General features: G+C 64.3%; 16 protein-coding genes and 1 pseudogene. 14 read left to right on the top strand and 3 right to left on the bottom strand.

The features are described from left to right. On the bottom strand, positions 1-2522 hold a 2522-nt coding region (locus tag ACP15K_RS17135; protein WP_424991095.1), incomplete at its 3' end, for a hypothetical protein. A 603-nt stretch (positions 2523-3125) separates the two neighbouring features. On the opposite strand from ACP15K_RS17135, the gene ACP15K_RS17130 reads away from it, so the two are divergent. From ACP15K_RS17130 to ACP15K_RS17115, 4 genes and pseudogenes are all read left to right on the top strand, one after another. Then, positions 3126-4877: a hypothetical protein gene (locus tag ACP15K_RS17130; protein ID WP_424991094.1), complete on the top strand. Its 1752-nt coding sequence runs from the start codon at positions 3126-3128 to the stop codon at positions 4875-4877. Between the two features lies 1 nt (position 4878). Continuing rightward, positions 4879-6504 carry a hypothetical protein gene (locus ACP15K_RS17125; protein ID WP_424991093.1) on the top strand — a complete coding sequence of 542 codons (1626 nt, stop codon included), beginning with the start codon at positions 4879-4881 and terminating at the stop codon, positions 6502-6504. 2 nt (positions 6505-6506) lie between these two features. Continuing rightward, positions 6507-6794 (top strand): annotated as a pseudogene (locus ACP15K_RS17120) (integrase core domain-containing protein); the annotation flags it as partial. Between the two features lie 227 nt (positions 6795-7021). Beyond that, entirely contained in the window at positions 7022-7789 is a 768-nt protein-coding gene (locus ACP15K_RS17115; protein WP_424991092.1) for a Stf0 family sulfotransferase, read from the top strand. 424 nt (positions 7790-8213) lie between these two features. On the opposite strand, the gene ACP15K_RS17110 is transcribed toward ACP15K_RS17115, so the two are convergent. Beyond that, complete coding sequence (locus ACP15K_RS17110) at positions 8214-9932, bottom strand: bifunctional sulfate adenylyltransferase/adenylylsulfate kinase (RefSeq protein WP_424991091.1); 1719 nt, start codon at positions 9930-9932, stop codon at positions 8214-8216. A gap of 180 nt (positions 9933-10112) precedes the next feature. On the opposite strand from ACP15K_RS17110, the gene ACP15K_RS17105 reads away from it, so the two are divergent. Continuing rightward, on the top strand, positions 10113-11519 hold the full coding sequence (locus ACP15K_RS17105; RefSeq protein ID WP_424991090.1) for an oligosaccharide flippase family protein: 1407 nt from the start codon (positions 10113-10115) through the stop codon (positions 11517-11519). A gap of 141 nt (positions 11520-11660) precedes the next feature. Here the strand turns inward: ACP15K_RS17105 and ACP15K_RS17100 are convergent, their stop codons facing one another. After that, positions 11661-12428, bottom strand: coding sequence for a sulfotransferase family 2 domain-containing protein (locus ACP15K_RS17100; RefSeq protein WP_193143396.1), 768 nt, complete (start codon positions 12426-12428; stop codon positions 11661-11663). A 429-nt stretch (positions 12429-12857) separates the two neighbouring features. Between ACP15K_RS17100 and ACP15K_RS17095 the strand changes: the two genes are divergently transcribed. The 9 genes from ACP15K_RS17095 (at position 12858) to ACP15K_RS17055 (ending at position 23964) form a co-directional block, all read left to right on the top strand. Then, on the top strand, positions 12858-15170 hold the full coding sequence (locus ACP15K_RS17095) for a hypothetical protein (protein WP_424991089.1): 2313 nt from the start codon (positions 12858-12860) through the stop codon (positions 15168-15170). Between the two features lie 212 nt (positions 15171-15382). Then, positions 15383-15766: a hypothetical protein gene (locus ACP15K_RS17090; RefSeq protein ID WP_424991088.1), complete on the top strand. Its 384-nt coding sequence runs from the start codon at positions 15383-15385 to the stop codon at positions 15764-15766. Further along, positions 15763-16827 carry a sulfotransferase gene (locus tag ACP15K_RS17085; protein ID WP_193143391.1) on the top strand — a complete coding sequence of 355 codons (1065 nt, stop codon included), beginning with the start codon at positions 15763-15765 and terminating at the stop codon, positions 16825-16827. The genes ACP15K_RS17090 and ACP15K_RS17085 overlap by 4 nt, the downstream gene beginning before the upstream one ends. After that, positions 16827-18233: an arylsulfotransferase family protein gene (locus tag ACP15K_RS17080; protein WP_193143390.1), complete on the top strand. Its 1407-nt coding sequence runs from the start codon at positions 16827-16829 to the stop codon at positions 18231-18233. The genes ACP15K_RS17085 and ACP15K_RS17080 overlap by 1 nt, the downstream gene beginning before the upstream one ends. 77 nt (positions 18234-18310) lie before the next feature. Further along, entirely contained in the window at positions 18311-19720 is a 1410-nt protein-coding gene (locus ACP15K_RS17075) for an arylsulfotransferase family protein (RefSeq protein WP_193143389.1), read from the top strand. Positions 19721-19754: 34 nt separating this feature from the next. Continuing rightward, entirely contained in the window at positions 19755-19988 is a 234-nt protein-coding gene (locus ACP15K_RS17070) for a hypothetical protein (protein ID WP_193143388.1), read from the top strand. A gap of 193 nt (positions 19989-20181) precedes the next feature. Further along, positions 20182-20424, top strand: coding sequence for an acyl carrier protein (locus ACP15K_RS17065; protein WP_193143387.1), 243 nt, complete (start codon positions 20182-20184; stop codon positions 20422-20424). A gap of 43 nt (positions 20425-20467) precedes the next feature. Beyond that, on the top strand, positions 20468-22387 hold the full coding sequence (locus ACP15K_RS17060) for an HAD-IIIC family phosphatase (RefSeq protein WP_424991087.1): 1920 nt from the start codon (positions 20468-20470) through the stop codon (positions 22385-22387). A gap of 23 nt (positions 22388-22410) precedes the next feature. Beyond that, positions 22411-23964: an MBOAT family O-acyltransferase gene (locus ACP15K_RS17055; RefSeq protein WP_193143385.1), complete on the top strand. Its 1554-nt coding sequence runs from the start codon at positions 22411-22413 to the stop codon at positions 23962-23964. The last annotated feature ends 5 nt before the right edge of the window (positions 23965-23969 follow it).

Below are 23969 nucleotides of genomic sequence, written 5' to 3'. Positions count from 1 at the left end.
GCCGCATCGCTCCAGCGGTTGCCCATGTGCCAGCCGCGTTCCCGCGCGGTGCTGGCGGCGAGGTCGAAGTCGATGCCGGTCTCGGCCAGCACAAGCTGCCCGTCCAGATGCGCCGTCAGCAGGTCGGCGCGGGCGTCAAGCTCCAGCGTCAGGCGGTGCGGGCCGTCGGCCTGCAGGTCGGTCAGGCGCCCGCTGGTGACCGAGGCGGTGCCGCCCTCGGCGGTGCTGGCGGTGAGTTTCAGCCGGTCGCCCACCAGTTCCGCCTCGAAGCGCCGGTGGCTGGACAGCAGGGTGCTGCGCTCGGTGACGTCCAGGTCCACCTGGAACAGGATCTCGGCGGCCAGATGTTGGCTGTGCAGGTCGCCGGGCAGGCCGGGCAGGTGCAGGGCGCCGCCGGTGCCGAGGCTCAGCTGGCCGTCGCCCTCGGTGCCGGTCAGCCGGGCATCGCCCATCAGGTTGGCCGCCAGCGCCGGATCCTCCAGGAAGTCGAAGCCCTCGGCCATCACCGCCTGCGCCAGCAGCGTGGCGCTGTCGATCTCGGGCGGGAACACCGGCGGCACCGGGGCCGGGCTGAGGATCGGATCGGAATGTTCCACCAGACCGGTCAGCGACAGGTGGCGCAGCCCGCCCTGGGCATCCGCGTGCCAGGGCGAGCCCAGCATCAGCCCCTTGCGGGGCATCTCGGGCAGGGCGCCCTCCAGCGCGACGGTGTCCTGCAGCACCCCGTCCAGCGTCAGGGTCAGCCCGCCCCCCCCGGCGGCGCCGTCATAGGTCAGCGAGACGTCGTGCCAGCCGCCGTCGCCCAGGGGGCCGGGGGTCTGCACCCGCGCGCTGTCGCCCGTGGCGGTGGTGAGAACCGCCTCCAGGCCGCCCTGATCGGTGACCGAGACCATCAACACCCCCTTGAGCAGGAACACCACGCCCCGGTCCTGCCCCGTCTCCAGCCGCAGGCCGGCGTCAAGCCGGAAGCCGGTGCCGCCGCCCAGCGGTGCCACCGCCGAGGCCGGGGTTTCGACCACCGCGGTGCCCAGGTCCAGCCCGGTGCCGCCACCGCCCATCGGGGTGAGCGCCGCCGCGGGCAGCAGCAGCGCCTGCATGGTGCCGTCTTCCAGCATGCTGAGCAGGCCGGTGCCGCTGTCAAAGGCCAGCAGCGTGGCATCCACCGGGGTGCCCTCGGCCGGGTCATGGGAGATCGGGCTGAGGATCCCCCCGACATAGCCCGGCGCCCCCGGCCGCGCGCTTTGCGCCTTCACGTTGCCCGAGACCGACCAGTCGGCCTGCCCGGAATAGCCCTTCACGTCGTAGGTGATGTTGTCCGAGATCACCACGTTGGTGGAATGCGGCGCCACCCGGATGCGCGGGTCGCCGGCGCCCTTGGCGGTGTCGGCATCGGGGGCTTCGCTGTAGACCAGGATGTTGTTGCGGATCACCGCCGCATCCACCGCGCCCAGCTTGATCCCCGACACCGTGCCCGAGATGATCACGTTGTTCTCGATCAGGATGTTGCTGTAGAAGATCGCCGGATCCGCATCGCGGTTCGACGCGCGGCTGTTGTCCATATAGATCATCTGGCTGCGGTCGCCGTCGGCGATGTCGAAATAATTGTTGCGGATGACCATGTTGCCGGGCTTGCGGGCGGGATCGTCCTGACCGCTCCAGACCTGGATCATGTCGGCGTGGTCGCCCGACTGCATCGACCGGCGGATCGAGTGGAACTGGTTGTCTTCCACCAGCACGTCGCGGGTGTCGATCAGGTTGAGCGCATCCGAGCGGATCTCGTGCAACTCGGTGCGCAGCAGTTGCGCCCCATCCACCCGCGCCAGGTAGATGCCCTTCCAGAAGCCGGTGACCTCGCTGTCCTCGATCACGATGTTCTGGCTGTCGCGGGCGCGCAGGCCGAAACCGGTGAAGTGATCGTCGAAATTGGCCTTGCCGGTGCCCGAGGCCATGTCCCCGGTCAGCAGCACCTGGCGGAAGATGATGTCGCTGCTGTTGCGGACCGACAGCATTTCGGTTTTCAGCGTGTCGCCGGCCTGGAAGGTGTAGTCGAAGGTCACATCCTCGAAGGTCACGCCTTGCACGCCCCGCAGCATGCCGCCGCTGAAGCTGGCGCTGCCCGGGCTTTCGGCCTTGAAGGTCAGATTGGTGGCGGCCTTGCCGGTCAGGTTCAGGCGGCCGTAATCGCCCGGCGCCAGCAGGAAGGTTTCCCCGCCCGAGGCCTTGGCCAGGGCCGCGTTCAGCGCTTCGACGCTGTCGACCTTGAGGATCGTGGAGTTGGACACGTTCAGACACCCCTTGACCGCCGGCCCGTCACAGGACGGAGCGGCGCGGTGCCCCCATGGCAGGGCAACCTCGGGGGTGCGGGTGAAGAAAGCCTTAAGCGGGACCGCCGCGGCAGGAGGGGAATATCCTGCATTTTCCGAAGTTTGCACCGGACCGGTCGCAGCCGCCGGCAGCATGGTCGCCACGGTCAGAAGCGCGCCCAGGGCGGCACGCAGGGCAGGGGGGATCAAACGGGACATGAGAAAACCTCCGCAATAGGGCTTCAGTCTAGCGCAGCGCGCCCCAAGCGCCACGACAATCCCGGAAGGGGGGGGTGGGGCGGGGCGCGATAAGTGCACCTTATCGGGGGTGACAGGGCGGGGGCGGAAGCTAGGGCAGTGGCAAGCATTCTCGCAGGGATTCAAGCAACTGAATCTCAAGATATTGATACTGATGGAAAAGTATCGGCAGAACGGGCGGCGGCCCGGGTCGGGTACATGCTGAACCACTTGCGGATGTGAAAGGGAAACGCCGCGGGCGTTGAGTTGCTCGGTCCCTTGAAAACTGGGTCGTTTGAAGCTGGAGTTTTCCGCCGAGTTTCCCTGGCCGGGAGAGGAAACGGGTCTCAGGTCACCGGGAAGAAACCTTCCATCAAGTGCCGGCAGAAACACAGCCCCGGACGTGGTTGCGCGGGGCCGTCGCATCCGCTGCACGAAGTGAAGCACCCTGCAGCAGACGGTTGTTCAACCTGCAACAAAACCATACACACACAGAGCGCTTCGGTCGCGGGTGGATGAACGTTCGGAGGCGGATCTGGCCTCCTGCAAAGTACGAAAAATTCCTTGCTAGGGAAAGGATGAGTTTTGCAGCTTTACAGCTTTTCAAGTGGATCTTCCAAGGTTGCTTTCATTTTTACTGAGCCGGATGATTTCGCTCCTTTTCAGGTCGCTTTTGCAGCCTTTGACAAAATGAATTACTGCGGAAAAGCGAAGGGTAAAAATGCCTTCTGGGTTCTTCTGAACCAAGCTCTCTCGGATGACAGTATCACCGCCGTTGCCGTATCGCTCAACGAGGCCTGCGTTTTTGACGACGAACTGCCCACACGATTGGAAAGGGCCTGTTCCAATGCCGCCGGACCTGCAGACTGGGCTGTGCTGGCGAGTACAGGCAAATGCACCAATGGCATGACTGCCAGTGTGGTCTATCCGTCAGCGGCTCCGCGAATGTTCTCTCTTAGCATCGCGCAACCGATTGTGGACTGTGGACTGGAGCTGTTCATTTTGAACGCCGATTTCCTTCGGGACAGGCAGTCGGAGTGGCAAGGGATTGCTATGCATCCGGACTACTTTGCGCTGTGGTGTATTCTTGAAGGCTATCTTGAAGGCCGTGTCTCGGTTTTCCGTCCGGAGATGGCAATCGGCATCAATGGAGGTGAGCGAGGACGCGACCATAGCAAATGCGAGGCCATGCTGAGTACAGCATTCAGCCACCGCCTTCCTGACGAAACCATTCCTTCTCTGATGTCGAGCATCCCGCTGGTTGCGCCCGAGATCAAACCCGATCAGGACACCCGCCCCAAGTCCGCCCGGGAAAAGGCGCTCGCGCGTCCGGTGGAGCCCCTGAGTGAACTGATCCGTCGCGCAGTGGCCCCTGCCTGCAGGAAAATGTCCCTTTCGGTGGTCACGCGCAGTCGGTTCAAGCGCTCGCATTTGCTGCGGCGGATGCTCAGCACGCTAACCCGGGCGCGCCAGGATCTGGATATTGATTTGGAGGTGGTCATCACCACCGATGTGGATGCCGATCAGGCTCAGACAGCCCACACCGATCTGCAGCAGGAATTTCCAGAGTTGGACATCGTGTTGCAATGCAACGAAGGCCGCTACCCCTACAGCCGGGTCGACAACCTGATGGGTGGCATCATGGCGGCAGGAAAAGACTATGTCGCCATCGTGGATGACGACGATTTTGTCGATCTGGATGCCCTCAAGGTGATTTCGTCCGCGCGCTTCCTCGATCAGGATCCATTGCTGGTCATGTCTTCGCAAGTGCGCAACGAGACTTGGAAGGAGACCGGTTCGAAACGATGGATTCTTGAAAGCTCGACGCCTGTCAAAACCTACTACAGTGACAATATCCGCTATATGTTCAAGGGCTCCAACCAACTTCCTGTCTGTGCCTTGATCGCCCCCCGCAGTTGGATCCAGGAGCGTCTGCGCGACATCCCGCTGCGGCATGATCTCAGCGAGGACTACACGATCTATCTTGCGTTGCTCTGCGCCCCGGATTTGCCGCCGATGCTGATCTATGAGGACGTGTTTTGCATGATTTCGGCGCGTACGGATGACTCCAATACAATTACCATGACCGACCGACGACCGTGGGTGCGCGACATAACGCTGTTCCTCCATGATCTCTTCGTCACCAATGCGATTTCCGGCAGCGGTTCAGCACGGATGCAGATGCAAAGCGCAGTCCCGCATACCACCACATCTCCGAACAGCGGCGGTCACGGCGAGAGCCAGAAAACGCTCCGGCAGGGGCGCGAGGTGGCTCTGTTGAAAGCCGAAAACGAACATCTGCGCAGCTTGTTGGCCTGCGATCAAACGGACACGTAAAATGAAGATTGCAGTCTATACCAGTTGTGCATTGAACTATTATGCCAAGGCCCGGGTCCTTGCCGATAGTATCCACCGGAATTCTCCCAATACCTCGGTAACGCTGTGCCTTTGTGATGAGCCTGCCGGCGATTGTGACCCGCTTGAACAGGGGTTCGACCGGATGTGGCTGCCGCGTGATCTGGGTTATGATGCGGGCTGGGTATTCCAGCATAACATTATGGAGTTGTGCACCGGTGTTAAGGGCCGTGCGTTGCAACGCCTGATGCGCGAGGAGCCCGACGCGGACCTGTTTGTATATCTTGATCCAGACGTCTACGTTTACAATGACTTGGCGGCTGTCGATAAATATCTTGAAGAGGCTTCGATCGGGTTGGTGCCGCACATCTTGAGTGTGGAGACCACCGACATCGGTGTTCAGATGACCGAAATGTCGGTCACGGAACACGGTATCTATAATCTCGGCCATCTTTTCGTGCGTCCTGATGAAAATGGCCGTGCGCTCGCCAAATGGTGGGGAGATCGACTGGACAAATACTGCTTCGATGACAAGGTTATCGGCCTGTTCACAGATCAACGCTGGATGGATCTGGTGCCTGCTGCATTCGAAGGTGTAAAAATCCTTCGCTGCCCCAATCTGGATGTGGCGAGCTGGAACATTGGCGGCCGCGAGATAACCCAGAAAGAGGCCGGCAACGAACGCTCCTTCCAGGTCGATGGTTGGCCCCTGATCACCTATCACTTCTCGGGAACGGGTCCCACGGGCACCCATCGCCGCGTTCGAGAGATATTTGATCCCTCCGGTGGAGCAATGGCGGAAATCGAGCGCCATTACGAGGAAGCCATCGCCCGGCGTGGACAAAAGTATCTGGCAGCGGTCCCCCCGGCCTACGATTTCTTCGACAACGGAGAAGCCATCCCTGCCGAGGCCCGGAAGCTGTATCGCCTCCACGACGATCTGCAGGAAGCCTTTCCGGATCCTTATGTGACCGAAGGGGGATATTGCTTCAATACGTGGTTGCGGGAACACAGGCCCGGTCTCATGAACGGACTGCGGTTGCCTGACGAGCTTCTGGAACGGGCCTTTCACGATCTTTTCGATGCGGATTACTATCTCAAGAGATATCCCGATGCGAAGTCCGCCGTGGATGGTGGACGGTACAAAAGTGCGGTCGATCACTACATACATGAGGGCAGTGCGCAGCTTTACGACCCCAGTGAATTCTTCGTCAGCCGCTACTATTTCGATCAGGCAAAGTATCTAGAGGGTTTTCGCCTGCGTGCTCTGCCGCGCAGCAAGCGCAGTACGATGCTGTGGCATTACCTGGAAATCGGGCTGCCTCAGGGCAAAGAGCCTTTGGAGTTTTTTGACAGCCAATTCTACCTTTCCAGATACGGTGACATCGAGAAGGCGGTCAGAACCGCTCAGATCACGACACCGCTTGCACACTTCATGGCCTTTGGCGCCGCCGAAAACCGTGCGCCTGGCCCAGGTCTGGATCCGGCAACCGTTCTCAGTCAGGATCCAACACTAGCCACCAAGATTAAGCAGCTGGGCGTGCGGGGGTACTTTGGCCATCTGTTGGCGGCAGGCCGCATCTCGGGCAGGGAGGCACAATCGGTATGAGCGCAGAAGTTATCTCGCGCGACATGGACCTCTGGGCCTATCAGCGCAGTGTCACGCTCGACTTCTCACGACCGGGCAAGCCGACGGACAACGCCTTCATCGAGGCGTTCAATGGCCGGTTCCGAGCGGAATGCCTGAACGCGCACTGGTTCATGAGTCTTGCGGATGCCCGCGAAAAGCTCGAGGATTGGCATAGACACTACAACGAGGACAGACCCCACAGTGCGATCGGATATAACTTCCCGATCGCCATACATTGTCCCGATGGCGTCACCAGCCCGTCATCGTGAAGGAGCCGAAAAAATCCAGCTTCCGGCGGTCCAAGCTTGGGGAGCAGTGCAGAAGGGCGGAAACTCTGACAACGACCGAGGGCGCGTTGGATAGCACATCACACACCTGAACAGAGCTAATCAATAAACGCGGACTACTAGGGGAGCAGATTAGCCCGACTTGCCTCCAAAGCCGTTGCCTGACTTTAAGTCTGACGTTACAAAAGCACAAAAGCACAAGGTGTCAAATGTCTGAACTCGACGAAATATTTCACAAACTCGGCCTCGAGGTTAATAGAGCATATGATAGAACGGCGGTAATATCAATGACTGCTAGAGTCGGTAGCACTGCTTTTGTATCGGCGTTAACCAGTTGTGGGCTTTCGGGTCGGCCAATTCGAGAAATATTCAATCCTCGTTCTTCAATGAAAGACCTGTCTGAAAAGTTTAAACCAAGCTCTCTTGTTGACTATTTGAACCAATACTACGGACAGGAAACGTCTGGAGTACTGGCTTTCAAGACAAACTGGATTGACTTCGCCACCGTAGTCAACTGGACTGGCAACCATTTTCGGGAGATATTCCCTGAAGTAAAGTTTGTCCATATTGAGAGGAAGGATAAGGTCGCCCAAGCCTATTCGTTGTGGAAAGCAAACGAGTACAATATTTGGCACCGCGAAGCAGGGGCGAAATACGAAAGCCCTGTTGTTGGTCAAGTCCCTCTTGGTCCAATAAAAAATAATCTGGCCAATTTGCAGGCAGAAGAGACGAAATGGCAACAATACTTCGAAATGAATGAAATAGTTCCACACCGTGTGTACTTTGAAGACTTCTCAGAAAACTTAACCGATGCGGTTTCCGGTGCATTTCAATATTTCACTGGGGAAATGCCTGAGAAAAAACCCGTGTCTTCATTGGTCCGTTCTAGCGACGAGCGCGACACAATGGTCCTCTTTGACTTGCACTCGAGATTGACTGATGAGGCAATGTCTAACGACGACGAAACTCGTCGCTGAAAAGTCTTAGATGTCCTGTGTCAAGGTGCACCCGAGGCCACCGTGCAAAGTGAAAGTCAACCCCATTTTTTCTTCGAGCGTAGGAAAGATGGCTCATCCAAGCCATCCTATCGCCTGACTAGGCTCAGGGCCTTGGTAACCGGTCGGGTCTGGTCAAGGCATTGTGCACAGAAGGAATGATCCCGCTGAAGCAGGAGAGCGGCATTTTCGGCATCAGTGCCTGATCTTTATGCCGCCCAGCAATGAGGTCCTTGAGGCACTTGCTTCGGTCCGTGGTCAGCGCCGAGGTTGCCAACATGATGTTGGTTCGATGCCTCGACAATGTGACATGCCGGATATCCCATGGGGCGTCACTCAAAACGAAAACCCCCCCGCCGATGGCCTCGGCGGGGGGGGTTCCTTGTCTTTCAGACCTGTGGCCGTCTTACGATTCCGAGCCGATCAGCCCCATGCTTTCCAGCTTCAGCAGCACCTGCTGGGCGCAGAAATCCACGTCGGTGCCTTCGGTGTCGAGGCGCAGTTCGGGGTTCTCGGGCACGTCGTAGGGATCCGAGATGCCGGTGAACTCCTTGATCTTGCCTTCACGGGCCAGCTTGTAGAGCCCCTTGCGGTCGCGGCGTTCGCATTCCTCGATCGAGGTGGCGACATGCACTTCCACATAGGCGCCGAACTGTTCGATCTCCTCGCGCACGGCGCGGCGGGTGGTGGCGTAGGGCGCGATCGGGGCACAGATGGCGATGCCGCCGTTCTTGGTGATCTCGGAGGCGACATAGCCGATGCGGCGGATGTTCAGGTCGCGGTGTTCCTTGCTGAAGCCCAGCTCGGACGACAGGTTCTTGCGCACCAGGTCGCCGTCCAGAAGCGTGGTCGGGCGGCCGCCCATTTCCATCAGCTTGACCATCAGCGCGTTGGCGATGGTGGATTTGCCCGAGCCCGAGAAGCCGGTGAAGAACACGGTGAAGCCCTGCTTGGCGCGCGGCGGCTTGGTCTTGCGCAGCTCGGCCACCACTTCGGGGAAGGAGAACCACTCGGGGATCTCCAGGCCTTCGGACAGGCGGCGGCGCAATTCGGTGCCGCTGATGTTCAGGATGGTGACGTTGTCCTTGTCGGCGATCTCGTCGGCGGGCTCGTACTGGGCGCGGTCCTGCACATAGACCATGTGTTTGAACGGCACCATCTCGATGCCCATCTCGTCCTGGTATTCCCGGAACATGTCCTGGGCGTCATAGGGGCCGTAGAAATCCTCGCCGGCGGAGTTCTTGCCGGGGCCGGCGTGGTCGCGACCGACGATGAAATGGGTCAGGCCGTGGTTCTTGCGGATCAGACCGTGCCAGACCGCCTCGCGCGGGCCGGCCATGCGCATGGCCAGCGGCAGCAGCGACATGTGGGTGGTGGCCGCCGGGTATTTGTCCAGCACCGCCTCGTAGCAGCGCACGCGGGTGAAATGGTCCACGTCGCCGGGTTTGGTCATGCCCACCACCGGGTGGATCAGCAGGTTGGCCTGGCTTTCCTTGGCGGCGCGGAAGGTCAGTTCCTGGTGCGCGCGGTGCAGCGGGTTGCGGGTCTGGAAGGCGACGATCTTGCGCCAGCCCATCTTGCGGAAATAGGCGCGCAATTCGTTCGGCGTGTCGCGGCGGGCGCGGAAGTCATAGTGGATCGGCGCCTGCAGGCCGGTGATCGGACCGCCCAGGTAGACCGGGCCGGCGGTATTGTGCAGGTAGTTCACCGCCGGGTGGGCGCTGTCATCGGCGCCGAAGACCTTCTCGGCCTCGCGGGCCTTGTTCGGGGTGTATTTGTCGGAGACGTTCAGGATCGCCAGGATCACGCCCTCGGGGTCGCGCAGGGCGATGTCCTGGCCGGGTTCGATCCCTTCGGCGAATTTCTCGCTGACATCCAGGGTGATCGGCATCGGCCAGAGGCTGCCGTCGGCCAGACGCATGTTTTCCACGACGCCGTTGTAGTCTGCCTCGCCCAGGAAGCCCTTGAGCGGGTTGAAGCCGCCGTTCATCAGCAGTTCCAGATCGCAGATCTGGCGGGCGGTCAGATCCCAGGACGGCATCTCGCCGGCCTCGACCTTCAGTTTCTGGGCGCTTTCGGCGGAGACATAGAGTTCGGTAATGGGCGAATGCAACGACGCTGTCATGGGATTGAACTTTCAACTGGTACGCGTTGGGGGCGCGTTTAACAGGCGCCCCGGTGCCGGGCAAAGCGACAAATCGGCTGTCATTGCCGCTGTGACAAGATTGCAAAGGGGGAATCATTTGCCATTCCCCCCCGGCTGCCGTCATACCCGGTCCGGTAGAAGTGGCGCAGGTGTCGAGTAATGGTGAAGAAGATCGTGCTGCTGTTGTCAGGCAACGTGATGACCTCGGTCATCCTGTTCCTGCGCACGATCCTGATCGCGCGGCTGATCAGCGTGGCCGATTACGGGATCGCGGCCACCTTCATGATCTCGGTCACGATCATGCAGCTGCTGTCGAACCTGGGCCTGAACCAGATGATCATCCAGGACAACGACGGCGACGATCCGGATTTCCAGGCCTCGTTGCAGGGGTTCCAGCTGTTGCGCGGCTTCGTCTCGGGGGCGCTGCTGTTCGCGCTGGCGGCGCCGATGGCGCGCTTCCTGGGCCAGCCGCAGATCACCTGGGCCTACCAGCTGCTGGCGGTGGTGCCGGTGCTGAACGGGCTGGCGCATTTCGATGTCTTCCGCCTGCAGCGGCGCATGGCCTATGGGCCGTTCATCGCCACCCAGCTGCTGCCGCCGCTGATCTCGGTGCTGGCGATCTGGCCGCTGTACATGATGTACGGCGACTACCGGGTGATGCTGGGGGCGATCCTGGCGCAATGGCTGCTGTACCTGCTGCTCACCCACCTGGTGAAAGAGCGCCGCTATGCGCTGGCCTTCCGGCGCGACATCCTGATGCGCGGGGTGCGCTTCGGCTGGCCGCTGCTGGCCAACGGGGTGATGCTGTTCATCATCTACCAGGGCGAGCGGCTGGTGGTCGGGCGCGAGCTGGGCATGGCGACGCTGGCGATCTTCTCCATGACCCTGTCGCTGGTGCAGACCCCGATGGGGGCGGTGACCCGCGCCGTGCACCAGTTCCTGCTGCCGCAACTGTCGGCGGCCAAGGCCGATGACGGCGAGTTCAACCGCATGGCGGTGGTGATGGTGCAGGCCTCGGCGCTGGCGATGGCGGTGCTGGCTCTGGGCATCGCGCTGGCCGGGCCGCCGCTGGTGCTGCTGGCCCTGGGCGAGAAATACGCGCCGGTGCTGGATTTCCTGCTGCTGATGGCGGTGGTCGAGCTGCTGCGGGCGGTGCGCTCGGGGCTGAGCCAGGTGGCGCTGGCCCGCGCCCGGACCCTGAACGGCGTGGTGTCGAACCTGCCGCGGGTGCTGGCCATCGCCGTGGCCTGGGCGCTGCTGATCGGCGGCGCCGGCCTGCCGGCGGTTCTGGGCGTGGCGGTTCTGGGCGAGGCCCTGGGCTTTCTCGTGGCGCTGGTGCTGGTGCATCGCTGGGCCGGCATGGCGGTGGCGCCGCAGGCCCCCTGCCTGATCGCGCTGGCGCTGTTCACCGCGGCGCTGGCGCTGGCCAGCCCGCTGCTGCCCTGGACCCTGCCGCCGCTGGTCGAGGCCGGGCTGCTGGCGCTGACCGGCGGGGCGCTGCTGGCCACGCTGCGGCCGCTCTGGCGCTACCTGCGGGATCGCCGGATGACCGCCTATGGCGGCTGACCGGCGGCTGGGTGTCCCGACGGGCAGCTAGCGTCCGCCCCTCATGACGGACGTCTTAGCGTCCCCTCTTCATGACGGACGTCTTAGCGTCCGATATTCCCTGACGGACGTCTTAGCGTCCGATATTCCCTGACGGACGTCTTAGCGTCCGATACGCCGGGTGATCTTGCGGGTGAACTTGGCCATCGGGCTGTTGAACGCCTTCAGCGCCGCATCGCGTTCGGCGATCTGGGCGGCGGTCAGCACCGGGGCCGGGTTTTTGGGCGCCTTCGATCCGATCTCATAGCCGAAGCGGCTGAAATCCCCGGCATAGATCTCGGCGATCCGTTCCAGGTCCCAATCCGTGGGCTTGGCCCGTTCCACCGCCACCTTGGCGTAATTGCCCCGCTCGTTGATCTTGGGCAGGGCGCGCGGCGCGGCCGCGGTGCCGGTGAGCGCGTCGAACCAGGGCACCAGCGCGTCCAGCCCGTGTTCCATGTGAAAGACCTGGGCGCCCTCGGGGACGATCTCGGTCATCGGGCGGACGTGGTTGTCGTGCACGAAGGGATCCTCGGCGCGGCGGTCGGTCAGATCCTCCAGCCAGTCCGAGAAGCTGACCTGGGTCGAGATGCTCTGCTCGACCTCCAGCTGGAAGTGATAGGCGCTGACCAGCCGCGCCACCGGGTGCCGCACGATGGTGAACATCGCGTCGAAGAACCCGTCGGGAAACAGCCGCGACAGGCTGGTGTGGTCGATGTGCTGCGGCGAGGTGCGCGACCACAGGCTGCGCGGATCATGCCGCGTGTGACGGCTGTCATGGAAGGCGACCTGTCCGAAGCGTTCGGTCAGGTACCACGACACGGCCGACCCCCCGCATTTGGGGACATGGGCATAGAGCACGAGCTTCTCGCCGGCCTTGAAGATGGGCATGAACTGGAATCCTTACTCACTGGTACTGCGCGCAGTATACGAAGCCGGCGGGCGGAGACAGCAGGGACGAGATGACGCAAGAGGCCGCAGGGCCGGGGCCGGGCGACCGCGTGCGGGGGGGGGCGATGCCCACACGCTTGGTGCGCCTTTGGCGCGAGTGCGCTGCGTGCGCCTCTGGCGCAGGAACGCTCGGTGCGCCTCTGGCGCAACGCCCCCGCCCCTCAAGCTAGCCTGAGCCTTCATTTGCCGTTCCCGGAGGCCGGGGCGGGACGGATGGGCCGTGAAACCGGGAGAGGATCCGCCTTGATCCCGGCGCGCGGGGGCTGCCAGTAAGGGAAACCCCTTGCATCAGGACCCCTGCCCATGGCCGCCATCCTTTCCGCTCTGACCGCCCGATCCCGGCGCTGCCACAGAAGGAGCCTGCTTGCCATGATGATCCAGGTCGCGCTTGCCATCGGTCTGCCCAGCCCCATGTCGTCCGCCCCCTCGCCCGGACCCGCCGCCACCGCCAGTATCGCCGAGTTCTCGCGCGATCTGACGCTGTTCGACAGCGGGGCGGCGCGCGGCGGCAACAGTGCCGACATCCCGCTGTCGGGCAGCACCGATGCCCCCGACGGCGCCCGCATCATGGCCGAGATCCTGCGCGCCGACACCGGCGCGGTGCTCTATCCCGCCCAACCCGTGGCCACCGCCGCGGGCGGCAGCTGGACCGGCGCCTATCCCGGTGCCGCGCGCAGCACCCATTGGCTGCGCCCGCGGGTCTGGGTCGAGGGCCATGCAAGCGCCAAGGCCAGCACCACCAGCCGCTTCGGCGTGGGCCATATCGTCGGGCTGATCGGCCAGTCGGAAGATGCCCGGATGTTTGCCGACAATTTCAGCCAGACCGCGCCGCTGGCCGTGACCGACGACAGCGCCGTGCAGGTGATCCGCCAGCAGGAGGGCGGCACCAAGCCCTGGCCGATCACCATCGAACCGGTCACCGCCGCCAATCCGGTCACCGCCTCGGTCGCGGCGCTGGCCGATGTGCTGATCCGCAACGCGCCGGGCGAGAAGTTCCTGATCCTCGACCTGGCCCATTCCGGCACCAGCCGGGGCAACCTGGCCAATGACAGCGATTTCTCCCGCGACTGGGTGGATTTCGCGGCGATCGTGGCGCAGGCCCGCGCCGACGGGTCGGACCTGGGGCTGGTGCTGGACACCTGGACCGCCGCCGACAGCGCCGCCGCCGACATGTTCCGCCAGCGCTTCTATCCCTTCTACGCCGGCATCACTGCGGCCGGCGCCGATTATACGCTGGGCACCGCGCATCAGGCGCGCACCTTTGATCATGTCCTGTGGGACCTGTCGGCCGCCGGCGGACGCGGGATCTTCGATGCCGCGCGCACGCCGCTGCTGATGTTCGGCCCGCACCGGTTCGAAGTCGGCCAGGACATGCGCGACGCGGTGACCCGCGCCGATGGCAGCCCCGATCCGATCGCCAACAAGCAGGACACCCGCCTGTCGATCCGCAACATGCTGGACGACGCGGCCCTGGCCCCGATCCTGGCACCGCGCGGCAAGGGGCCCGAGATCCTGCTCTACCAGAACGGCTATCGCGCGGTCAGCGCCACCGACAACACGCCGTCGGACACCGGCACCCATTGGGATGACGCCTCGCACCCCGCGGCGATGACCGACGACGGGCTTCCCGCCCGCGCCCGCCACGTGGCGGTGACCGCGCTGCACGGGCTGGGGCTGGCACCGATCGAGGTGCCGCGTTTCAACCGCGCCTATTGGGAGCCCTCGGGCGCCTGGGTCGAGTTGTGGTTCGAGGACGCCAGCGGCGCCACGCCGCCGGTCACCACCACCCGCGCGGCGCGCGGCCTGCCGGCGATGCCCACCACATACCCGCATCGCACCGAGGTGCTGGGCTTCGAGATCAACGGCATTCCGGCGGAAAACGCCACGCTGGCGGGGGGCCGGGTGCGGATCGCGCCCAATGGCGGCGGCCTGTTCACCTTCGCCGATTCGGTGCAATTCGGCCGCGGCGGCGCCTCGGGCGTGCTGAAATGGCCCGAGGACAAGTTCGACGGCGACTGGATGAACCTGCCGATGGTGGACCTGGGGCTCGCGGGTGTCGAGGGCGTGGCGCTGGAGCCGCTGCCCCTGGCCACCGAGATCGCCAACACCCTGCCCGCACCCGCGACCTTCACCACCACCGGCGCGGGCCCCTATTTCAACGATCCGGGCAACCTGGGCGCCAATCCGGGCCTGCTGACCATGGCAGCAAGGCTGCGCTTTGCCCCCGGCGCCGGCAATGGCGGCATCTTCGCCCAGTCCGGCGGCGGCATGGAGGTCACCCGGCTGGCCTCGAACAGTGCGCTGCGGATCAACCTGGACGACAGCAGCGGCGCGGCACTTCTGACCAGCCATCAGCCCGGCCTCTCGATCCCCGAGAACGTCTGGGTCACGCTGCTGCTGGCCATCGATCTGCCGGGGCAGACCCTGACCCTGTGGAAGGACGGGGTGGAAACCCAGGTGGCGCTGCCGGCCAACACCGGCCAGCTGGTGCCGGGCCGCTTCCTGACCTTCCTGAACCGCAACGGCAATGGCGGCTACCAGTTCCTGGGCGAGGTCGAATACCTGCGGGTCTGGAAAGGGCTGGCCAGCGTGGATGCCAATGAGCCCGCCACCCCGCCAAGCGCCGAGATCACCGGCCCCGACAGCGCCCTTGTCGGGCATCCCTGGCGCAAGGGCGGCTGAGGGAATTTCCGCGCGGTCCGGTCAACCGGGCCGCGACAAAGCGCCTTCCAGAAAGCGCCGCCGAAGTGTGCCATCTTGCGCTTTGTGTTTGTGTGATCCGCAAGGCGGTCCCCCCCTGAGGATTCGGTCAGGCGGAACGCCGACAGAGTGATGTTACGAAAGGCGGGACGAATGGCGTTTTTCCGGGGCAATCTTCTGTGGAGCCTCTCCACATGACGGTGATCATTGTCGGGCTTTCGGTCCTGTGTTTCATCGCGGCCTTCCAGGTTCTGAACCTTGTGCCACGGGCGCGCACGGCCATCGCCACCTCGCGCGCGACGGCGGCCGTGATGGGCGACAAGAGCCTTGATGAAGACGCCAAGGAAGCGGCGGTGCAGAAAGCCGCGCTGTCGCTGATGAAGAATTTCCTCGATCTGCTGATCCGCGGGGCCCTGACCCTGGTCGCCGCCTGGGTGCCGATCCAGGCCGCCGACATGATCGGCCTCAAGCCCGCCGATGAAACCATGGCCTTCATGCTGCGGCTGGACGTGATCCTGATCACCAGCGTGATCGTCACCGTGGCCGTGATCATCGGACTGCGGGTCGCGAAGAAATGAGCGCCTATTCCAAGCTGGACCAGCGGGTTCACAAGGTCGCCTTTTCCAGTCGCATGTTGCAGATGTCCATGGCCGACATGGAAGACAGCATGTTTGCCAAGGATCTCAAGGGCATCACCGGCACCCGCCCGATCTTCATCACCTCGCTGCCGCGGGCCGGCACCACCATCCTGCTGACCGCCCTGTCGCATGTGCCCGGCCTGGCCACGCATCTGTACCGCGACATGCCCTTCCTGATGGCGCCGATGCTGTGGAACCGCCTGTCGAAAGGCTTCCGCAAGGACAGCACCCTGGCCGAGCGCGCCCATGGCGACGGCATCCAGGTCGGCTATGACAGCCCCGAGGCCTTTGAAGAAGTGATCTGGAAAGCCTTCTGGCCCGATCACTACACCGACAACGGCATCACCCTGTGGACCGGCACCGACCGCAACGCCGAGGCCGAGGAGTTCCTGCGCAAGCATCTGTGCAAGATCATCGCCCTGCGCTGCGGCCCCAATGCGGCGGACGGGCGCTATATTTCCAAGAACAACGGCAATGTGGCGCGGATCCCGCTGCTGCGGGCGATCTTTCCCGATGCCGACATCGTGGTGCCGGTGCGCGATCCGGTCACCCATGCGGCCTCGCTGTGGCGTCAGCACAGGAATTTCCTGACCCAGCACGCCGAGGATCCCTTCGTCAAACGCTACATGGGCGACATCGGCCATTACGAGTTCGGGCAATTGCACCGCCCGATCCAGTTTCCGACGCTGGCCGCCCGCACCGCGGGCACCACGCCCGAGGATCTGGATTACTGGCTGGGCTACTGGATCGCCGCCTTCGAGCATCTGCAAGGCCTCGACGACGGCATCCTCTTCGTCAGCCACGAGGCGCAGCGCAACGACGGGCTGGGCGAGATGACCCGCCTGTGCGGCCAGCTGGGCCTTGAGCCCGGCGCGCACCTGGCCGAGGTGGCCGGAGAGTTCACCCCGCTGCCCGACCGCCCCATTGCCCACGATCTGCCCGCGGATCGCGTGGATCATGCCCGTGCCCTGTACCAGAGCCTGACCGGAACCACCCTGTAATGTCCAAAATCCTTCCGTTTCTGACGTTCCTCATCGGCGCGGTGATCGTCGCCTTCGGGGCCGGCATCGCCGTGAACGAGTTCAAGCTGCCGCCCTATCCGACCATCGCCAGCGGCGCCAAGACCCTGCTGTACACCTACAAGGGGCTCAACGCGCCGCCCTACCTGGGCCAGTTCGTGGGCCCGGCTCCCGATGTGCCCCCCGCCGAGGCCGCTGCAAACCGCTTCGAGGCGATCGATCCCGCAGCCGCCGGGCTGCCCGAGACCCTGCTGATCACCGGCGGGCTGAACGAGTTCCTGGAGCATTGCCCCGAGGATGGCTGCCTGGCGGTGGAGGTTGACCGCGCCGGCACGGTCACCCATGCAATCCCCTATCGCCCCGACGAGATCTTCGCCGCCGATATCACCGACGGCAGCTTCTACCGCGAAGGCGTGCCGCCGGATCCGCGGCTGATCAAGCGCCCGATCGGCCTGAAACCCTATGCCAACGGCGATTACCTGGTCAGCTTCCAGACCACCGGCAACATGTTTCCCTTCTCGGGCGGGCTGGCGCGCATCGACCGCGACGGTCATCCGCTGTGGTACCGCTTCGACTATTCCCACCATTGGGTGAACGTGATGCCCGACGGGCGCATCATCATTCCCGACCTGGTGCTGGAAGAGGGCGACTGGGAGGTCGGGATCGGCACCCGCGGCCGCATCTATGACCAGTATTGCGAAACCGGCCGCCCGCAGGTGGACGGCATTCATATCCTGGATGGCGATGGCGCGGTGCTGCAGCGCATCGATGTCGACAAGGCCCTGCGCGAAAGCCGCTGGGCGCCCCTGATGTCCCAGACCCCGGTGCCCTGCGATCCGCTGCACATCAACTATGTGGATGTGCTGGATTATACCGCGCCGGGCGGCGTACTGGAGCCGGGCAACCTGGTGGTCTCGCTGCGCAATCTCAGCATGGTCGCGATCATGGATCCCGACACCGGCGCGGTTCTGGACGTGGTGCGCGGCAGCTTCATGCAGCAGCACGCGGTGCAGCAGCTGCGCGGCTCGAAGGCGCTGGTCTTCGACAACTGGGGCGGCGCCGGCAACGGCCACGGCTCGCGTCTGCTGGAGATCGACCTGGCCGGCGGGCCCGAGCGGCAGATCTTTCCCGACCCCGACGCCCTGCAGACCGGGCGGCCGCTGTTCTCCTTCCGCGCCGGCCATCTGAGCATCTCGCCCGAGACCGACCGGGCGCTGGTCAGCTTCACCGAGGATTCGGTGGGGGTCGAGGTCGATCTGGCCAGCGGCGCGCCGGTGATGACCTGGACCAGCCTGCATGACCTCAGCGGCCTGGAGCAGGCCACCGAGGCGCAGAAATCCGCGGCAACGCGGGCGAAACTGTTTGGCATGTACTATCTGCAGCCGTGACCGTAAGACCCCGGGGGCCGGAGGCCTCCGGCCCAGTTACCGGCCCGACACGGGCCGTGCGTGGAGTTGAGCCGAGTATGTCGAAAATCCTGCCGATCCTGATGCCGGTCGTGTCGCTGGTGCTGCTGGTCTTCGGGGCCGGGGTATTCGTGGGCGAGTACCAGGTCCCCCCCTATCGCACCATTGCCGATGGCGCCAAGACGATCCTGTACACCTATCGCGGCATCAGCGCGCCGCCCTACCTGGGCCAGTTCCACGCCCATTCGCGGGAACGGGTGGCGCTGGAGGACGCGGTCTCCAGCCGCTTCACCCCCGGTCCCCGCGCGACCGAGCCGCAAGGCGGGCTGCTGATCAACGGCGGGCTGAACGAATACCTGGAACTGTGCCCCGAGCACGGCTGCCTGGCGGTGGAAATCGACCGCAGCGGCGCGGTGGTCCATGCCACCCCCTTCCGCCCCGACGAGATCTTCGCCGCCGACATGACCGACGGCAGCTTCGGTCACCAGGGTGTGCCGGGCGATCCGGCGCTGATCTTCCGCCCGCTGGGGCTGCAGCGCTATGACAACGGCGACCTGCTGATCAGCTTCCAGTCCACCGGCAACATGTTCCCCTTTGCCGCCGGCGCGGCGCGGGTGGACCGTGACGGGCATCCGGTGTGGTTCCGCTTCGACTTCTCGCATCACTGGGCGACGCTGCTGCCCGATGGCCGCGCCCTGGTGCCCGACCTGGACATCGCGACCGGCGACTGGGTGGTGCCGGTGGGGCCGCGCGGCTCGCGCGAGAAACTGAAATGCGACACCGGCCGGCCACAGGTCGACGGGGTGCAGATCCTGCGCGCCGATGGCAGCGTCGAGCGTCGCATCGATGTGTCGGCGGCCCTGCTGGCCTCGCCCTGGTCGGCGATGCTGGCGGAAACCACCAATGCCTGCGACCCGCTGCACATCAACTATGTGGACGTGCTGGACTATACCGCGCCGGGCGGCGCCCTGCAGCCGGGCAACCTTGTGATCTCGCTGCGCAACCTCAGCGCCGTCGCAGTGCTGGACCCGGCCACCGACACCATCACCGACGTGGTGCGCGGCAGCTTCGTGCAGCAGCATTCGGTGCATCACCTGACCGGATCGAAGATGGTGATGTTCGACAACTGGGGCGGCGACGCCGAGGTTGGCCGGGTCTCGCGCCTGCTGGAGGTGGACCTGGTCACCGGGCAGGAACGGCGGATCTTTCCGCAGCCCGGCACGCCGCAGGCCGCCGAACAGCTGTTCTCGGATCGCGGCAGCCACCTGAGCCTGTCACCCGACCGCCGCCGCGCCCTGGTCAGCTATTCCGGCGAAGGCCGCGGGTACGAGGTCGACGTGGCCACCGGCGAGGTCTATCTGCAATATGACAGCCTGCATGACCTGAGCGCCGTGCCCGGCGCCAACGCGGCGCAAAAGAGCCACGCTGCGCGTGCATCGTTGTTCGGGATGCTTTATACAGGCGAATGAACTGGTCTGAGTTGAGAATTGGAAAGGTAATACGATGAAACGGGATCTCACGGTACCCCTGGCGCTGGCCGTCATGCTGCTGCCGACCCTGGCCCATGCCTATATCGGCCCGGGCGCCGGCGTTTCGGCCATCGGTGCAGCCCTGGCCCTGGTGGCCGCGGTGTTTTTTGCCATCGTGGGCTTCGTCTGGTATCCGGTCAAACGCCTGATGCGCAAGCGCAAGGCCGCGGCCGAGCAGGCGTCCGACACCCCGCCGTCGGCCGAGTGACCGGGCACCGTCCCGGCGACCGCCGCGACATCAAAGCCCCTTGAGTTGAAGGGGCCCAACCCCCAAAGCTGCGGCCGCACAACCGGCGGGAACACCTCGTGTGCGCCCGCTCCGGTTGCGTCATGGCCGCGGCCGCTTTCCGTCCGCGCGCGCCTCGCGCCGGGCAAGACACGCAGCAGGTGAGTGCAGAAGTATGGATACCGCGTCGATCAAGGAAGAACTCGTCGACATCTTCGAGGATGTCATGGATGCCGATGACGTCGAGCTGACCGATGAGACCACCGCCAATGATGTCGAGGAATGGGACAGCCTGAGCCATGTCCGCCTGATCATCGCCATCGAGCGGAAATACGGCATCAAGTTTTCCAATGCCGAGATCGAAGGCCTTAAGAAGTTTGGTGACATCATCACCCTGATTCAGACCAAGGCCGGCTGACGGCCCGCGGTGACGTAGTTTCGGTGCGCGTGGAGTATGCACAATGTTCGACCTGTCCTCCGGAAAGCTTCCCTGGCTGGTTCCGGCTACCGCTGATTTCCGCGCCACGCTGAAGGCGCTGATCGCGGCCCCTGGCCCGGTGCCCGCCCAGGACCTGGTGGCGCTGGCCGCCCAGGATCTGGATCTCAACAAGCTGACCAGCCTCGACAAGGCGGTGGGCAAGCTGGCCGGTCGCATCGACGGGCCGGCATTGAGCCCGCTGAAGCTGGCGCTGCTGGCCCAGGCCACCACCGATTACATCGCCCCCGCGATCCGCGCCTCGGCCCTGCGCCACGGGCTGCAGGTCGAAACCTATGTGCCCGCCTACGGCCAGGCCATGGCCGAGGTCATGGATCCGGGCAGCCCCCTGCGCGGCTTCGGGGCCGAGATGGCGTTGATCGCCGAAACCCCGCAAAGCCTGGGCCTGACCCGGTCGTTCATCGATGCGGCCAGCGGCGCGGCCGCCGTGGCCTCGGCCACCGCCACCCTGACGGCGCTGGTCGAAGGGCTGCAGGGGGCGGGCATCAAGACGGTGATCCTGCAGACCCTGCCGCTGCCCGCCGATCCCTGGGCCGGGCAATACGACCGCCGCGCCAAGGGCGCGCTGGCGGCCCAGATCGCCGCCGTCAATGACGCCATGGTCGATCTGTGCGACAGCCATGCCGCGGTGCTGTTCGATGCCGAGGCGCTTTCGGCTCTGGTGGGCCGGGCCAATTGGCACGACGCCGGGCTGTGGCATCGCGCCAAGGTGCCCTTCGCGCTGGATTACGTGCCACTGTATGCGGAAAAATTCGCCCAGGTGCTGCGCGCCCTGCGCGGCAAGGCCTCGAAATGCCTGGTGCTGGACCTGGACAACACCTGCTGGGGCGGGATCATCGGCGACGACGGGCTGGAAGGCATCGAGATCGGCCAGGGCTCGGCCCAGGGCGAAGCCTTCCTGGCGATCCAGATTTACGCCCTGTCGCTGAAGGAACGCGGCGTGGTGCTGGCGGTTTGTTCCAAGAACGAGGAAGCCAACGGCAAGCTGCCCTTCGAGCAGCACCCCGACATGGCCCTGAAACTGGACGACATCGCGGTCTTCGTGGCCAACTGGACCGACAAGGCCTCCAACATCCAGCATATCGCCAAGGTGCTGAACATCGGCACCGACGCGCTGGTCTTCCTGGATGACAACCCCGCCGAACGCGCCCGCGTGCGGATGGAGCTGCCGATGGTCGGCGTGCCCGAGGTCGGCGACGATCCCAGCCTCTACCCGGCGATGCTGGCCCAGGGCGGCTATTTCGAAACCGTTGGCCTGTCGGCGGATGATGCCCAGCGGGCCGAGCAATACCGCGCCAACGCGCAGCGCGTCGTGGCGATGGAAACCATCGGCAATTACGACGACTACCTGCGCTCGCTGGACATGGCCTGCACCATCGCGCCGTTCGACGCGGTGGGCCGCACCCGCACCGCCCAGCTGATCAACAAGTCCAACCAGTTCAACCTGACCACCCGGCGCTATACCGAGGCCGAGGTGGCGGCGATGCAGGACGATCCCGCCTGCCACACCCTGCAGGTGCGCCTGACCGACAAGTTCGGCGACAACGGCATGATCTCGGTGGTGATCCTGCGCAAGGATGCCGAACCGGACGCCTGGGTCTTCGACACCTGGCTGATGTCTTGCCGGGTGCTCAAGCGCCGGGTCGAGGAAGCGACGCTCGCCACCGTGGTCGAGGCCGCCCGCGCCGCCGGCATCGGCAAGCTTTACGGCGATTACCTGCCCTCGCCCAAGAACGGCATGGTGGAAGATCATTATGGCAAGCTGGGCTTCGAGAAACTGGGCCCGATCGGCGACGGCGGCACCCGCTGGGTGCTGGAGGTGGCCGGCTATGACGCCCCCGACCTGCCCATGACCCTGGCGGTGCAGACGCCCGTGTCCGCATGATGTCCTGAGCCGGGAGATCCGCGGTGCTGTTCAACTCGCTCCAGTTTGTCTTCCTGTTCCTGCCAGCGGCGCTGGCGGGCTATTACCTGCTGATCGCCACCGGCAGGCAGCGCTGGATCTTCCTGTTCCTGGTGATGGCCTCGCTGCTGTTCTACGCGGTGTGGAACCCGCCCTATGTGCTGCTGCTGCTGGCCTCGATGGGCGGCAACTATATCTTCGGCAGCTGGCTGGACCGGCGCCGCGAGGCCGGGCGCGGCAACGCGCGGGTGATGGGGCTGGGGGTGTGTTTCAACCTCGCCATCCTGTTCTATTACAAATACGCCAATTTCTTCATCGACAACCTGAACGGCGCGGCGGGCACCGATTTCGTGCTTGACCGGATCCTGTTGCCGCTGGCGATCTCGTTCTACACGCTGCAGCAGATCGCCTTCCTGATCGACGTGGCAAGGGGCGAGGTGCGCCCCACCGGGGTCTGGCGCTATGCCACCTTCGTGATCTTCTTCCCGCAGCTCATCGCCGGCCCCATCGTCCACTACAAGGAGATGATGCCGCAGTTCTTCGGGCGCCGCCTGGGCCGCTTCGCCACCGCGAATTTCACCGTCGGGCTGGCGATCTTCGCGCTGGGGATGTTCAAGAAAACCGTGCTGGCCGACAGCGCCGCGGCCTTTGCCACCCCGATCTATGACGCCGCCGCCGCGGGCGATCCGATCGGGCTGCTGGCGGCCTGGCGCGCCGCGGCCTGCTATACGCTGCAGCTGTATTTCGACTTCTCGGGCTATTCCGACATGGCGCTGGGGCTGGCGCGGATGTTCGGGGTCAAGCTGCCGCCGAACTTCCATTCGCCGCTGCGCGCGGCCTCGATCATCGAATACTGGCGGCGCTGGCACATGACCCTGCAGCAGTTCATCGTCGCCTACATGCACCAGCCGCTGGTGGTGCCGCTGACCCGGTTCGGCGCCGAACGCGGCTATGGCAAATGGCAGATGTTCGCCCTGACCACGGCGATGCCGACGATCCTGCTGTTCGTGGTCATCGGCTTCTGGCACGGCGCCAACTGGACCTTCGTGGTCTTCGGGCTGATGCATGGCATCTACCTGACGGTGAATGAATTCTGGCGCACCTACCGGCGCAAGCGCCGCAAGAAGATCAAGCCCGGTCCCTGGGACATGGTGTTTTACCACGCGCTGACGCTGGTCTGCGTGGCCGCGGCCAACGTGGTGTTCCGCGCCGACAGCGTGGCAGCGGCGGCGGCGATCTGGGCCGGCATGGTGCAGCTGGGCGACCTGCTGATGCTGCCGTCGATCCTGCCCGCCAGCTTTGGCGAGCTGCTGACCGAGCCTTTGACCTTCATCCTGGTGGCCGCCGCACTGATCGCCTTCTTCCCCAACACCCAGCAGATCATGAACCGCTACGAGCCGATCCTGGGCTGGGCCAAATGGCGCGGCGTGGCGCTGCCGAAGATCGCGCTGCAATGGCGTCCGACACCGCTCTGGGCGTGCTATACCGGGCTGGTCCTGTTTCTTGCCGTGGCCTTCGTCAGCCGCGGCGAGACCGAATTCATCTATTTCAACTTCTGACGGGG

The organism is Fluviibacterium sp. S390 (genome assembly GCF_049800695.1).
Taxonomy (GTDB): domain Bacteria; phylum Pseudomonadota; class Alphaproteobacteria; order Rhodobacterales; family Rhodobacteraceae; genus Meridianimarinicoccus.
The sequence above is the reverse complement of the archived record's forward strand: the minus strand, read 5'-3'. Positions and strand labels throughout refer to the sequence as shown.